Annotated in this window: 13 protein-coding genes; 9 read left to right on the top strand and 4 right to left on the bottom strand. The window is 50.0% G+C overall.

The features are described 5' to 3' along the window. Positions 1-9: 9 nt before the first annotated feature. The 4 genes from Q4488_RS02410 to Q4488_RS02395 form a co-directional block, all read right to left on the bottom strand. Positions 10-897, bottom strand: coding sequence for a branched-chain amino acid ABC transporter permease (locus Q4488_RS02410; protein WP_303578856.1), 888 nt, complete (start codon positions 895-897; stop codon positions 10-12). A 150-nt stretch (positions 898-1047) separates the two neighbouring features. Next, positions 1048-2250: an ABC transporter substrate-binding protein gene (locus tag Q4488_RS02405; protein ID WP_303578855.1), complete on the bottom strand. Its 1203-nt coding sequence runs from the start codon at positions 2248-2250 to the stop codon at positions 1048-1050. 80 nt (positions 2251-2330) lie between these two features. Continuing rightward, the gene (locus Q4488_RS02400) at positions 2331-3041 is read right to left on the bottom strand and encodes an ABC transporter ATP-binding protein (RefSeq protein ID WP_303578854.1); all 711 of its coding nucleotides are present in this window, start codon (positions 3039-3041) and stop codon (positions 2331-2333) included. Beyond that, a complete protein-coding gene (locus tag Q4488_RS02395; protein ID WP_303578853.1) occupies positions 3038-3853 on the bottom strand; it encodes an ABC transporter ATP-binding protein in 816 nt (271 codons plus the stop codon). The genes Q4488_RS02400 and Q4488_RS02395 overlap by 4 nt, the downstream gene beginning before the upstream one ends. Positions 3854-4155: 302 nt before the next feature. On the opposite strand from Q4488_RS02395, the gene Q4488_RS02390 reads away from it, so the two are divergent. From Q4488_RS02390 to Q4488_RS02350, 9 genes are all read left to right on the top strand, one after another. Continuing rightward, complete coding sequence (locus Q4488_RS02390; RefSeq protein ID WP_303578852.1) at positions 4156-4557, top strand: MerR family DNA-binding transcriptional regulator; 402 nt, start codon at positions 4156-4158, stop codon at positions 4555-4557. Positions 4558-4701: 144 nt separating this feature from the next. Beyond that, positions 4702-5868: an isovaleryl-CoA dehydrogenase gene (locus Q4488_RS02385; RefSeq protein WP_303578851.1), complete on the top strand. Its 1167-nt coding sequence runs from the start codon at positions 4702-4704 to the stop codon at positions 5866-5868. A 141-nt stretch (positions 5869-6009) separates the two neighbouring features. After that, a complete protein-coding gene (locus Q4488_RS02380) occupies positions 6010-7617 on the top strand; it encodes a carboxyl transferase domain-containing protein (protein ID WP_303578850.1) in 1608 nt (535 codons plus the stop codon). A gap of 14 nt (positions 7618-7631) precedes the next feature. Continuing rightward, entirely contained in the window at positions 7632-8432 is an 801-nt protein-coding gene (locus Q4488_RS02375; RefSeq protein WP_303578849.1) for an enoyl-CoA hydratase/isomerase family protein, read from the top strand. Positions 8433-8437: 5 nt separating this feature from the next. Further along, positions 8438-10444 (top strand): acetyl/propionyl/methylcrotonyl-CoA carboxylase subunit alpha, encoded by a 2007-nt coding sequence (locus Q4488_RS02370; protein WP_303578848.1) that lies wholly within the window; start codon positions 8438-8440, stop codon positions 10442-10444. A gap of 2 nt (positions 10445-10446) precedes the next feature. Continuing rightward, entirely contained in the window at positions 10447-11349 is a 903-nt protein-coding gene (locus Q4488_RS02365; protein ID WP_303578847.1) for a hydroxymethylglutaryl-CoA lyase, read from the top strand. Positions 11350-11541: 192 nt separating this feature from the next. Beyond that, entirely contained in the window at positions 11542-12126 is a 585-nt protein-coding gene (locus tag Q4488_RS02360) for a peroxidase-related enzyme (protein ID WP_303578846.1), read from the top strand. Positions 12127-12205: 79 nt separating this feature from the next. Beyond that, entirely contained in the window at positions 12206-13897 is a 1692-nt protein-coding gene (locus Q4488_RS02355) for an AMP-binding protein (protein WP_303578845.1), read from the top strand. A gap of 100 nt (positions 13898-13997) precedes the next feature. Beyond that, positions 13998-14819, top strand: a complete 822-nt coding sequence (locus tag Q4488_RS02350; RefSeq protein WP_303578844.1) for a class I SAM-dependent methyltransferase — start codon at positions 13998-14000, stop codon at positions 14817-14819. Positions 14820-14861 lie beyond the last annotated feature (42 nt).

Raw genomic sequence — 14861 nt, 5'->3', positions numbered from 1 at the left:
GTTTAACTCCTACGCCTCTTTACCAAATAGACCGGCAGGCTTAACCAGCAGCACGATCACCATGAACAGGAAAATAACGGTCGTCGATGCTTCCGGATAGAGAAACTTGGTTAACCCTTCAACTACGCCCATCATGAGGCCAGTTAAAATCGCTCCACCGATGGATCCCATACCGCCAATAACCACAATGGCAAATACCACAATCAGAATGTTAGATCCCATATCGGGGCTCACCGAATACACCGGTGCCGCCAGCACCCCCGCAAAGCCAGCTAACGCCACACCAAAACCAAAGGTTAAAGTCGTCATCAGCGGTACGTTGATACCAAATCCCTGCATTAACTGAGGATTTTCAGTACCGGCCCGTAAGTAGGCACCTAGTTTGGTTTTCTCGATCACCCACCAAGTACTGAAACAGACCACCAGCGAACTAACAATAATCCAGGCGCGATAATTAGGCAGATACATAAACGGTAGTCTCGTCCCCCCTTTGAGTTCCGCAGGAATCTGATAAGGCAGACCGGATGAACCATACACATGAGTAAAGACGCCCTGTAAAACCAAGGCAATACCGAAGGTTAGTAACAAACTGTAGAGATGATCCTCGTTAGCAATCGGTCGCACTAAGAAGCGCTCCATGAGAATCGCCAATAAACCAATTGCCAACGGCACCAAAATCAACGCCCACCAGTAATTGATGCCCAGGTAATTAAGGGCCATCCAAGCGAAGAAAGCGCCGAGCATATACATCGCGCCTTGCGCGAAGTTTATAATTTTTAACAAACCAAAAATAATCGCAAGACCAAGGCTTAGCAGTGCATAGAATGATCCATTGATCAGCCCCACCAACAATTGCCCCGACAGCGCAAACAGATTAATACCAAATATCGTCGCCATAACATCACCCAGAGAAGCAAGGACAATATATGCGATCGACGCTTTAACCGATCCCACACAGGCCTTGCAAACTATCTTTTAGATCAGATAGGGCGTGGCTAAAACACCACGCCCTATTTCAAGTAAATACTTATCCGTTGTTCATAAGCCTTACTTGAAGTCACACTCGGGTAGCATTGGGTTGAATGCCACATCACCTGGAATGACGGCTTCAACATTATAAATATCATCGGAAGATTGACGACTTGCAGCATCTTTAATACTGACCAACAACATATCGTGAACCATTCGACCATCGTTACGCAGCGTGGCATTACGAGCAAAGAAATCATCCGGCTTGGTCATTTTCATCTGCTTCATCACCGCATCGGATTCATCGGTACCGGCCGCTTTAACCGCATTCAGATAGTGCATGGTCATCGAATATTGACCCGCCTGTCCCATTGAAGGAATCACACCATGACGTGCCTTAAAGCGGGCAGACCATTCACGTGTTTGATCATCGAAATCCCAATAGAAACCCGACGTTGCCTTCATGCCGGCCGCAATCGCCGGATCTAATGCCAAGGCATTATTGGTGAACACCAATAGTCCCGCGACATCAACGGTCTCAGTTAGACCAAATTCTGCCGCTGTTTTCAGTGAGTTAACAAAGTCTCCGCCAGCATTCGCTAAACCCACGACATCAGCACCTGAGGCTTGCGCCTGTAATACATAGGATGAAAAATCGGTGGTACCTAATGGTGCCCGCACCGCCCCCACCACTTCACCGCCACTGGATTCGATGACCTTCGTCGCAATACCTTCTAGGGCATGACCGAAGGCATAATCTGCGGTAATAAAGAACCACTTTTTCTTACCTGCATCGACCATCGGCTTCACCGTACCGTTTGCCAGCGCGGCAACGTTATAGGTCCAATGCACATTGTAAGGAGAACACGCCTTAGTGGTGAAGGCATTACTGGCCGAGGTCGAGATCAGGGCAATCTTCTTGGCATCGGTCAACACCTTAGTCGCCGCTCCCGTCACCGAGGAGGCAACTAAGCCGGTGACAACATCAACGTTATCGCTTTCGATCCACTGACGCACTTTGGCAGAACCGACATCCGGCTTGTTCTGATCATCAGCACTGACCATCTCAATCGGCTTACCCAACACCGTACCGCCGAAATCTTCAATCGCCATTTCTACCGCGGTAACACAACCTTGACCGCAGATATCGGCATACACCCCCCCCATATCAGCGAGCACACCGATTTTCACCACATCATCGGAGATACCTGCAGCTTGAACACCGCTCGTCGCTACAACGCTCATGGCTGCCGCCAGTAGGCTTTTCTTTATTACTTTCATGTTGTCACTCCTGCTTGAGAACTTTTTATTTTTATCGAACTTCATGGTTAGAGCTTTTTTCTGACTAAGATATGTGGGCGTTAAACACCCAAATAGGTATTCAGCAGTTCTGTTTTTTCACTCAGTTCATGCTGCTGAACTTCTTCAACGATATGACCGTGTTCCATAACGTAATGCCGATCGGCGATCGGCGCCGCGAAACGGAAGTTTTGCTCAACCAGTAAGATGGTTAAACCGCGCTCCTTGAGCATTAACAAAACTTCAGCCAATTTTTGTACAATCACCGGGGCAAGCCCTTCGGTAATTTCATCGAGCAACAGAATATTGGCACCGGTGCGCAAAATACGCGCCATCGCCAGCATCTGTTGTTCGCCCCCTGATAGTCGTGTCCCTTGGCTATAACGACGTTCGGCCAAGTTAGGGAAAATATCGTAGATCTCTTCGATACTCATGCCGTCAGAACGCACATTCGGCGGCAGCATCAGGTTTTCTTCAACATTTAAGCTGGAGAAGATACCCCGCTCTTCGGGGCAGTACCCCACCCCTAGATGAGCAATTTTATGAGCTGCCATACCAATGGTTTCATTACCGTTAACGTTAATCATGCCGGTACGACGACCGACCATATTCATAATCGCTTTCAGAGTGGTCGAACGACCGGCGCCGTTACGTCCCAACAGTGTCACCAATTCGCCCTGCATAATGGTCATATCGATACCATGCAGAATATGGGATTCACCGTAATAAGCATGCAGATCATTAATACGGATCTTTTCACCGGTTGTGCTCATACCGTCTCCCCCTTGTCTGCATTAGCTTTATCAGCAGCGATCGCTTGAGCGACTTCATCATCGGCTTCAACCCCCATGTAGGCTTCCCGTACCTGCGGATCGTTAGACACCGTGTCATAATTACCTTCGGTTAAAATAGCGCCGCGCTGCAACACGGTAATGTTATCCGCCAGTTGTGCGACGACGTGTAAGTTATGCTCAACCATGAGAATGGTACGATTGGCAGACACCTTTTTAATCAGATCGGCGACCACACTAACATCTTCATGGCCCATCCCTTGAGTGGGCTCATCCAGCAATAACATCTCGGGATCGAGTGCTAGCGTGGTGGCGATCTCCAAGGCCCGTTTACGGCCATAAGGCAGATCAACCGTGATGCTATGGGCATACTCTTTCAGCCCCACCTCATCTAGCAGTTCAAGGGCGCGCTCATTAAGCTTGTCCAACACCTTGACCGATTTCCAGAAATGGAAACTGTTACCTTCTTTACGTTGCAGAGCGATGCGTACATTTTCCATCACCGATAGATGTGGAAAGACGGCAGAAATTTGAAACGAACGCACAATGCCCTGACGGGCAATCGCTGCAGACTTCATCGATGTGATGTCTGCTCCGTTATATAGAATTGTCCCTCGTGTGGGCGTGAGAAATTTTGTCAGTAGGTTAAATACTGTCGTCTTTCCGGCACCATTAGGCCCGATCAACGCATGTATTGTTCCCCGCTCAACTTTAAGATTTACATCATCAACGGCGGTAAAGCCCTTGAATTCCTTGACCAGATTTCTGGTTTCGAGAACATAGTCGGCACTCATGAAGAACCAGCCCCACTTAAATTGTTTATATTGTTTTTATTATCAGGTGAGCAAAAAATGAATCATGCTCATTGCAACCTTGTGCTCAAGTTAGCAATTTCCCTTACAGGAAAACAAGTACTACTTTAGTCTAACATAGAAATTAAATAATCATAAAAAATAAAATAAACCTATAAATATCATAAGCTTAACTTAATTAATACGAAACATATCAATTTTGAGACATTAAAATACTTACTTTACGTTTACGTAAACTTCCGCTACATTAAAAACCACATGATGAATGAATCAGCGAGATCAGGATGCCGATTAGCCATACCACAACGTTTTCGATTAGCGAGCTGGCCAGTGAGTTTGATGTCACCACCCGTAGTATTCGCTTCTACGAAGATCAGCAGTTGCTTTTCCCTACCCGTCGCGGACAGACGCGTGTCTACAGCGCGCAAGATAGAGTCAGGCTAAAGCTGATTCTACGCGGTAAACGCTTAGGCTTTTCATTGGCTGAAACCCGTGAACTGTTTGCCTTATGGGATGAAACACCCACCGGCAGCATGAAACAGCTACGCTTATTAATGGCCAAAATAGAGGAAAAGAAAACGGCACTTGAACAACAGCTCAACGATATCGCCATGCTACAGCTCGAATTAGACAGTGCCGAAACCCGCTGTCGCGAAGCGATGAATGAATTAACAGCAACAACGTAGACATCGGTATAACCACTGCCTTGCGCAGGCCTTACCCGATAAACATAGATTAACGCTCAACCAACAACAAAAAACGTAAACCGGAACGTCTGAGGCGCGCATCATAAGCGGCCCAGCTAACTCCTAAAGCCAGGTGGACAAAAAATGATTGCACAGTATAGCTCACTTAATTTCGGACTCGGCGAAACCCTAGATATGCTGCGAGAGCAGATCAACAGCTTTGCGGCACAAGAGATCGCCCCGCGCGCCGATCAGATCGATCACGATAATGAGTTTCCGAGTGATTTGTGGCGAAAATTTGGTGATATGGGTTTACTCGGGATCACCGTCAAAGAGGAATACGGCGGTGTCGAGATGGGTTATCTGGCTCACATGATCGCCATGGAAGAGATCAGTCGCGCATCGGCATCCGTTGGTCTATCGTATGGTGCCCATTCGAACCTGTGTATCAATCAGATACACCGTAACGGTACCCATGAGCAAAAGCTTGCTTACTTACCGAAATTAATTAGCGGCGAACATATCGGTGCATTGGCGATGTCTGAACCGAATGCCGGTTCCGATGTTGTGTCAATGAAACTAACGGCTCGGGATAACGGCGATCATTACCTACTCAATGGTAACAAGATGTGGATCACCAATGGCCCTGATGCTAATACCTACGTGATTTATGCCAAAACCGACGTTGCGGCAGGCGCCAAAGGCATCACCGCCTTTATCGTTGAACGCGACTACCCTGGTTTTTCCCGCCATCAGAAACTCGATAAACTGGGCATGCGCGGCTCTAATACCTGTGAACTGGTGTTTCAAGACTGCCCTGTGCCAAAAGAGAACATTCTCGGTGAACTCAACGGTGGTGTTCGCGTGCTGATGTCAGGTCTGGACTACGAACGCCTAGTCCTCGCGGGCGGCCCGCTAGGTATTATGCAAGCGGCGATGGATATCACTATCCCTTACACTCGAGATCGCGTGCAGTTTGGTAAAGCGATCGGTGAATTTGAAATGGTACAGGGCAAAGTTGCCGACATGTACACTCTCATGAATGCCTCTAAATCCTATGCTTACACCGTGGCTCAAGCCGCCATGCGCGGGGAAACTTCACGCAAAGACTGTGCTGCCGTGATTCTCTATACCGCCGAAATGGCCACCAAGATCGCTTTAGACGCGATTCAGTTACTCGGTGGTAACGGTTATATCAATGAGTTCCCTACCGGCCGACTACTGCGGGATGCCAAGCTGTACGAAATTGGGGCAGGCACCTCTGAAATTCGCCGAATGCTGATCGGCCGCGAATTGTTCCTCAATAAATAGATCTGTTTCATCAGTGAGTCCTTCGTTAGAAGGTTTGGGGGGTGGGGCAATCCGCCCCTCGTTTTTATCGAGATAAACGATATCAAAGACTGTACCGATATGACGCCCTTAACGAACGGGCGTCATATCAGAGGAAGAGCCATGGCTACCATTACAACAAAAATAAATCCCCGAGCGGAAGAGTTTCGTGCTAATTACGATGCGATGACCGCCGAGGTCAACGACCTGCGCGATAAAACAGCGAAAATTCATCAAGGTGGCGGCGCTAAATATCAAGAACGCCATCTATCCCGCGGCAAATTACTCCCCCGAGAACGTATTAATACCCTACTCGATGACGGTTCGCCGCTATTAGAACTGTCTCAGCTCGCCGCCTATCAGGTTTATGATGACGATGTCCCTGCCGCGGGCATTATCACCGGCATTGGTCGAGTGAGCGGTATCGAATGCATGATTATCGCCAACGATGCCACCGTTAAAGGCGGCACCTATTTTCCACTGACCGTGAAAAAACACCTACGCGCTCAAGAGATCGCCGAACAAAATCACCTACCCTGCATCTATCTAGTCGATTCCGGCGGTGCGAACCTGCCACAACAGGATGATGTGTTTCCCGACCGCGATCACTTTGGTCGCATCTTCTACAATCAGGCCCGTATGTCGGCCAAAGGGATTCCTCAAATTGCCGTCGTCATGGGTTTATGTACCGCCGGCGGCGCTTATGTCCCTGCGATGGCTGATGAATCGATTATTGTGCGTGATCAAGGCACTATCTTCCTTGCCGGCCCACCTCTAGTGAAAGCCGCCACGGGCGAAGTCGTCAGCGCTGAAGATCTCGGCGGTGCCGATGTCCACTGTAAAGTCTCCGGCGTAGCCGATCATTATGCCGAGAACGATGCCCATGCGTTAGCCATTGCGCGCACCTGTGTCGCTCACTTGAATCGCCGCAAAGAGGTCAATATCAAGACTCAGGCCAGCAAAGCCCCCCTCTACCCAGCTGATGAGCTGTACGGCATTGTCGGTACTGATTTGAGAAAACCTTACGACGTTCGCGAAGTGATTGCTCGGCTTGTCGATGGCTCCGAATTCGACGAATTTAAAAAACTCTATGGCACCACCCTGGTGACCGGTTTTGCGCATATTCATGGCTATCCGGTGGGCATTATCGCCAATAACGGCATTCTGTTTGGTGAATCGGCACAAAAAGGAGCGCACTTTATCGAACTCTGCTGTCAGCGCAAAATACCGCTACTGTTCCTACAAAACATTACCGGCTTTATGGTTGGGCAAAAATACGAATCCGAAGGGATCGCCAAACACGGCGCCAAAATGGTGACCGCGGTTGCCTGTGCCGATGTGCCTAAATTTACAGTGCTTATCGGCGGTAGCTTTGGCGCGGGTAACTACGGCATGTGTGGCCGAGCCTACAGCCCTAATCTGATGTTTATGTGGCCGAACGCGCGTATCTCAGTGATGGGTGGCGAACAGGCCGCTGGCGTACTGGCAACCGTCAAACGTGATAATAAAGAACGTACCGGCGAATCGTGGTCAGCTGCGGACGAGGCCCAGTTTAAGCAACCTATTATCGATACCTATGAGCATCAGGGGCATCCTTATTACGCCTCCGCTCGCCTTTGGGATGATGGCGTCATCGATCCCAAGCAAACCCGTGATGTGATCGGCATGAGTCTCTCTGCCGCCCTCAATAAGCCGGTGGGCGACACCCACTTCGGCGTATTCCGGATGTAATGGAGCGTGAACCGATGTCGATAAAACAACAATTGGTGCTGTTAGAAAAAAACAGTCAGGGTATCGCAGAGCTGATCATTAACCGCCCTGAAGTGCACAATGCTTTCGATGATGCGGTGATCGAGCAGCTTATCGAACAGCTAGAGGCGACGCAGACAGATCCCGATGTACGCGTGTTAGTGTTGCGCTCTCGCGGTAAAAACTTTTCCGCCGGCGCCGATCTGGCTTGGATGAAACGCATGGCGAACAACACCCATGCAGAAAACCGAATCGATGCTGGCCGTCTGGCCACACTGATGGAGCGACTGAATAACCACAGCAAACCCACTATCGCCCTGATTCAAGGTGCCGCCTATGGCGGCGCCGTAGGCCTCGCCGCCTGTTGCGATATTGTAATCGCCGCCGACAGTAGCGCTTTCTGCTTATCGGAAGTGAAGATTGGCTTAATTCCCGCTGTGATCAGTCCCTATGTGGTTCGCGCGATAGGTGAACGTCAATCGCGGCGCTATTTCCTCAGCGCCGAACCGTTCTCGGCGCGCACGGCTCAGCAGTATGGCCTGGTCCATGAAGTCGTCGAGAACGTTGAACAACTGGACGAAGCCTGCGACCGCATGACCGCCACGCTACAAAAAAACAGCCCGCAGGGAATGCAAGCCGCGAAGCAACTTATCTCGGCGGTTAGTCAAAAAGAGATCACCGCAGAGGTGATTGATGATACCGCCCGTCGTATCGCCGATATCCGTGTCAGCGACGAAGGTCAGGAAGGGCTCAGCGCCTTTCTACAAAAGCGTAAACCGAACTGGATTCAGGAGTAAACGGCATGTTTAATAAAATTCTAATTGCCAATCGAGGGGAGATAGCCTGCCGGGTTATCCAAACCGCTCACCGCATGGGTATCCGCTGTGTTGCTGTTTACTCTGAAGCCGATAAACATGCTCGCCACGTTGCCATGGCCGATGAAGCGTTTCTACTCGGCCCAGCCCCTAGCAGTGAAAGCTATTTGCGCGCGGATAAGATTCTTCAGATTGCCAAGCAGTCGGGCGCGCAAGCGATACATCCAGGCTATGGTTTTCTCTCTGAAAACGCCGCGTTTGCAAAATCTTGCTTCGATAATGGAATTGAGTTTATCGGCCCACCCACCGGCGCCATTGAAGCGATGGGCTCAAAATCGGCCGCTAAAGAGATTATGTCGCACGCCTCGGTGCCGCTGGTGCCTGGCTATCATGGTGATGATCAATCACCCGAAGTACTCAAAGCCGAATCGCTTCGCTGTGGCTTTCCGCAATTGCTGAAAGCCGTCGCCGGTGGTGGCGGTAAAGGGATGCGCGTGGTCGAGTCGATTGAAGAGTTTGATGCCGCACTTGTATCCGCCTGCCGTGAAGCGAAGAACGCCTTTGGTAATCCAGATATGTTGATCGAACGCTATCTGACGCAACCACGGCACGTTGAAATTCAAGTATTCTGTGATAAACAGGGCAAGGGCGTCTATCTCGCAGAACGCGACTGCTCGGTACAACGTCGTCATCAGAAAGTCATTGAAGAAGCCCCCGCCCCGAATCTACCCGATGCGACCCGCAAAGCGATGGGTGAAGCCGCCGTACGCGCTGCGCAAGCGATCGATTATGTTGGTGCAGGCACAGTCGAGTTTCTCTACGATGTCGATGGCTCATTCTACTTCATGGAGATGAACACTCGCTTGCAGGTTGAGCACCCTGTCACCGAGATGGTAACCGGTCAAGACTTAGTGGAATGGCAACTGAGAATCGCCAGTGGTGAACCGCTACCGTTACAGCAGGATGAGATCCGCATTCAGGGCCATGCACTGGAAGCACGTGTCTATGCCGAAGACCCCGATAATGATTTTTTACCGGCCACTGGTACGTTGCGTTATCTTCGCACCCCTGAAGAAAACCGTCATGTACGGGTTGATACCGGCGTCGTCGAAGGGGATGAAGTCAGCGTGTTTTACGATCCCATGATCGCTAAACTGATCGTCTGGGATGATGACCGCGATCGCGCCATCGCGCGGATGGAACAAGCCCTCGAAGAGTATCGTATCAGCGGTTTAACCACCAATCTGCGATTCTTACGTCACTTAGCAGGGAGTGCACCGTTTAAAGCGCTCGATCTGGATACCGGTTTTATTGAAAAACATGAAGCCCTGCTATTTCCCGTCAGCAACCTCAATACCGCTTTTTGCCTAGCCATGGCGGCGTGCTTCTTTAGCGAGAAAACCAAGCAACAGGCGAATAACCCAGACGATCCCTATTCACCGTTCGGCTATCAGAACCACTGGCGGCTTAACTCAGAGTATGTTCGGCCATTAACGCTGATACATGCCGATACGGCCTATCAATTGAATGTTCTGGAGCCTTGTGTTGAAGCTCAGGGACACTATGAGGTACAGATCGATGATGCTAGCTATCAGGTCAACGCCATCCTCAGCGACGATCAGCTCAAGGTGGTTATCAACGGGCATCAACTGAGTGTCCACCTGTATAACGAAGGCGATCACCTCACCCTGTTCCACGAAGGTGAGCAATTTGTCTGCGAACAGCAGCGAGAAAGCTTTGGCAATGAAGATCATGCCGCCGATAACAGCCTTACCGCCCCCATGAATGGTGCCGTCGTCGCCGTGTTGGTTGCACCGGGTCAAGCGGTTAAAGCCGGTGAGACCTTGGTTATCATGGAGGCCATGAAAATGGAACATAGTCTGAAAGCCCCCGATGATGGCACGGTCGCCGAGATTTATTTTGCCGAAGGTGATCTTGTGGCCGATGGTGCCGAACTGATCTCACTCAACCTACTTGATATCGCGGAGGCGTAACGATGGCATTGCCAAACACGGTTCGTCTATTCGAAATGGGCGCCCGAGATGGACTGCAAAATGAATCAGGCCCTATCATCGATACTCGCATTAAAGTTGAGCTCATCAACCGGCTCAGCGACACGGGTCTGAGTCATATCGAAGCGGCGAGTTTCGTGTCCCCCAAGTGGGTGCCACAGATGGGCGATGCCGCTGCCGTTATGACCGAGATTACGCGCCAGCCGGGGGTGACTTATGCGGCACTGACGCCTAACCTGAAAGGCCTAGAAGCCGCGATGGCAGCGGGTGTCGAAGAGGTTGCGGTATTTGGCGCAGCCTCAGAAGCGTTCACACAGAAGAACATTAATTGTTCTATACAAGAGAGCCTAGCACGCTTCGCGCCGGTGATTGAACTGGCGCAGGCTAACCATATCCGCGTGCGTGGCTATGTATCGACGGTGATGGGTTGCCCTTACGAAGGCGAGATAGATCCCGCTCAAGTGGCGGCCGTTAGTCGTGAGTTATTCGATATGGGCTGCTACGAGATCTCATTAGGCGACACCATCGGCGTCGGCACGCCGCTCAAGGCAAAACGGATGCTCGAAGCCGTCAGTCAACAGGTACCTATCGAAAAACTCGCGGCGCATTTTCATGATACCTATGGTCAAGCGTTGGCCAACCTGTATGCGGTCATCGAAGAGGGTATAGCGGTGATTGATGCCTCGGTTGCTGGCTTAGGGGGTTGCCCCTATGCCAAAGGCGCTTCGGGCAACGTCGCCACCGAAGATGTGTTGTACATGCTCAATGGACTGGGCATTAAAACCGGTGTCGATCTAACTAAATTAGCTCAAACAGGGCATTGGATTTCCAGCCAGTTAGGGCGTACTAGCGGCTCAAAGGTCGCCTTAGCAATGGGTTGTCATTAACCCATGCAGCAGACAGATGCGCATTATTCAGAGCGACTTGAAGCCCAACAATTAACTTAAAATCGCTATTGATGTGATTTTAACCTTGAATCAGCATTAGGGTTTACCCTAATATATGGGTAACAAGTCGTTATGATTAAGCGCCTATCTGCCTGACCACTCTGAAGGACAACAATAAGACGGAGTAAGATAATGTCTCAACCTGATCATATCACCGCACTCAAGCTTAACTACCCGACACGGGATCAACTGCCTGCTGAGGTAAAAAAATACTTCGATGTCTGCGATGAAAAATTAGGCATGGTGCCTAACGTTCTACAGGCTTATAGCCAAAACCTCGCTCAGTTAGAGGTGTTCTCAAAATTTTATAACGAGCTGATGTTCGGCGACAGTAACCTCACGGCATTGGAACGCGAGATGATTGCGGTAGCCGTCTCGTCGCAAAACCATTGTTTCTATTGCATCGTCGCTCACGGTGCCGCGGTACGCAAATATTCCGGCAATCCCGCCTTAGGCGAGTTAATCGCTATTAACTATCGTGCCGCCGATCTATCTCAGCGTCACCGTGCCATGTTGGATTTTGCTGTCAAAATGACCACTTCACCCGACTGTATCGTCGAGAGTGATCGACAAGCCCTGCGAGACGCCGAGTTCAGTGATCAGGATATTTGGGATATTGCCAATGTGGCAGGCTTCTACAATATGACTAACCGCGTCGCTGGCTCTGTCGATATGCAACCCAACCCAGAGTACCACGCACTCAATCGACAACAGTGACACAGTTAAGGTATGCGCTAACACAATAATAGCGCGCAAGATAAACCCCAATCTATAAAAATAACGATGGGAAACAGCCATGAGCAACACACAACCCAGCTATACCAGCGGCACCAGCAACACTCCCTTGCTGGGCATGACTATTGGCGATAAGTTTGATGAAACCTGCGCCAGCTACCCTGATAACGATGCATTAATCGTACATTATCAGGATATTCATTGGAGCTACGCCGAGCTTCATGACAAAGTTGAGCAATGCGCCCGCGCACTACTCGCCCTTGGGCTTAAACCCGGTGACCGTATCGGCATCTGGTCGCCGAATACCTATCAGTGGACGGTCACCCAGTTTGCCACGGCTAAAATTGGTGCCATTCTGGTCAATATTAATCCAGCCTATCGCCTGCATGAACTCGAATACGCCCTCAACCAGTCCGGCACTCGGTTTCTCGTGACCGCCGACACGTTTAAACATTCTCACTATACGCAGATGCTACTCGAGCTAGCACCCGAGTTACATGAATGCGAGCCCGGCCAACTAAAATCAGCCAAGCTGAAAACACTTGAATGCATTATCAACCTAGCCGACGAACAACATCCTGGCATGTGGCGCTGGAATGACTTTGTTTTACAAGCAGAGCAAGTCGATCCACAGCAAGTCAAGGATATTCAGGCAACCCTGCAGTTCGATGATCCGATCAATATTCAGTACACCTCGGGGACAACCGGTTTTCCTAAAGGTGCCACCCTGAGTCATCACAATATCCTCAATAACGGTTTCTTTGTCGCCGAAAGCCAAAACTTTACCGCTAAAGACCGCCTGATCATCCCGGTTCCTCTTTACCATTGTTTTGGTATGGTGATGGGTAATCTCGGCTGTGTCACCCATGGGGCGACGATGATCTACCCCACCGACGGTTTCGAACCTAAAGCGGTATTGGAAGCGGTGCAAAAAGAGAAGGCCACTGCCCTTTATGGGGTACCGACCATGTTCATCGCCGAATTGGAAGATCCTGACTTTGATAGTTATGACCTCTCTTCATTGCGCACCGGCATTATGGCAGGCTCCATCTGCCCTGCGGAGGTGATGAAAGCGGTGAATTCTAAAATGAACATGAAAGAGGTACAGATCGCCTACGGAATGACAGAAACCAGTCCGGTATCGACGCAAACCGCTGCGGATGATCCGTTTGATAAACAGGTAACCACGGTTGGCCGTACTCAGCCCCACCTAGAAAGTAAGATTGTCGATCCACTGACTGGGCGCGTCCTTCCGCGCGGCGAAATTGGCGAACTGTGTACTCGCGGTTACAGTGTCATGCTCAAATACTGGAACAATGAACAAGGCACCCAAAAAGCCATCGATGAAAACGGCTGGATGCATACCGAAGATCTCGCGACCATGGATGAGGAAGGTTACATTCAGATCGTGGGGCGCATCAAAGATATGGTTATTCGTGGTGGTGAGAACGTTTATCCTAAAGAGATCGAAGAGTTTCTCTATACGCACCCGAACATTACCGATGTACAGGTGACCGGCGTTCCAGATAAAAAATATGGCGAGGAATTGATCGCTTGGGTTAAACTCAGTGTCGACTCTGAGAGTGTTACCGAGCATCAGTTGCGGGAGTTCTGTAAAGGTCAGATCACTCACTTTAAGATTCCACGCTACTTTAAATTTGTTGATGAATTTCCGATGACGGTAACGGGTAAGATTCAGAAGTTTAAAATGCGCGAAATCTCGATCAAAGAATTGGGGCTCGATGATATCTGATCCCTTAGTGATAAGATAAGCGGGGTCTATTGACCCCGTTTTTATGACGATAACGGTCGCCTCATCACGTTAATAACAGATCAACAGCAAGGATACGCCGGTGGATATCGATCAACATTACAGCCATCACGCAGACGAAGCCTTCCTCTTACAGCAACTCCGTCAACGTTATCCCGATGGCCCTTCGAGCTATCAATTAGCGCCTTTAGATCAACTCCATATTGGCGGCATTAAGGCCTCGGAGAAACTCCTTCAGCAACTGCAACACGATCAACCCCACCGTATTCTAGAAATCGGCTCGGGTGTGGGCGGCTTGATGCGCATGCTCAACGCTAAGACTCAGATCGAGGTTGTCGGTATCGATATCACGCACCGCTTTAATCGCCTAAATCAAGCGATTAGCGCGCTAACATCACCGCCTACCTCACCTCAGCTAATTACCTGCGATGCCCGTCAGCTCCCCTTTGCAGATAACCACTTTGATTGCATTATCTTTCAACACAGCTTATTAAACATTCCTCACACCGATGTTTGCCTGCAAGAGTGCCGTCGCATACTCAGCCGTCATGGATCACTGCTATTACATGAGGTACTGCAGGGCCCCAACCCTCACAGCATGCGCTACCCCGTGCCTTGGGCCAGTAACGCACAACAGTCCCATCTGCTCACCTTTGAAGCGATCAGCGCTTTATTACAGCAGCACCACTTTAAACTCGAACAGGCTGAAAACTGGTCGAGTGAAGCACTACAATGGCGTCATCGACAGCAGCAAAAAGAGACTTCAGTTAAGCCCCCCTCGACGCTCTCTCCAGCCAATATTCTGGGTCAGTCATTCAGCCAAATGGGTGCTAATGTCATCACCAACCTCAATACCGGTGCGGTCGAAGTCTGGCAACTCAGTTGTCGCGGACAAACGCTATAATCACTGCCATTTCGGACGCCTTTGCTGTATCCTTCGCGCTCC

It is taken from the genome of Amphritea sp. 1_MG-2023, from assembly GCF_030547545.1.
Taxonomy (GTDB): domain Bacteria; phylum Pseudomonadota; class Gammaproteobacteria; order Pseudomonadales; family Balneatricaceae; genus Amphritea.
The sequence above is the reverse complement of the archived record's forward strand: the minus strand, read 5'-3'. Positions and strand labels throughout refer to the sequence as shown.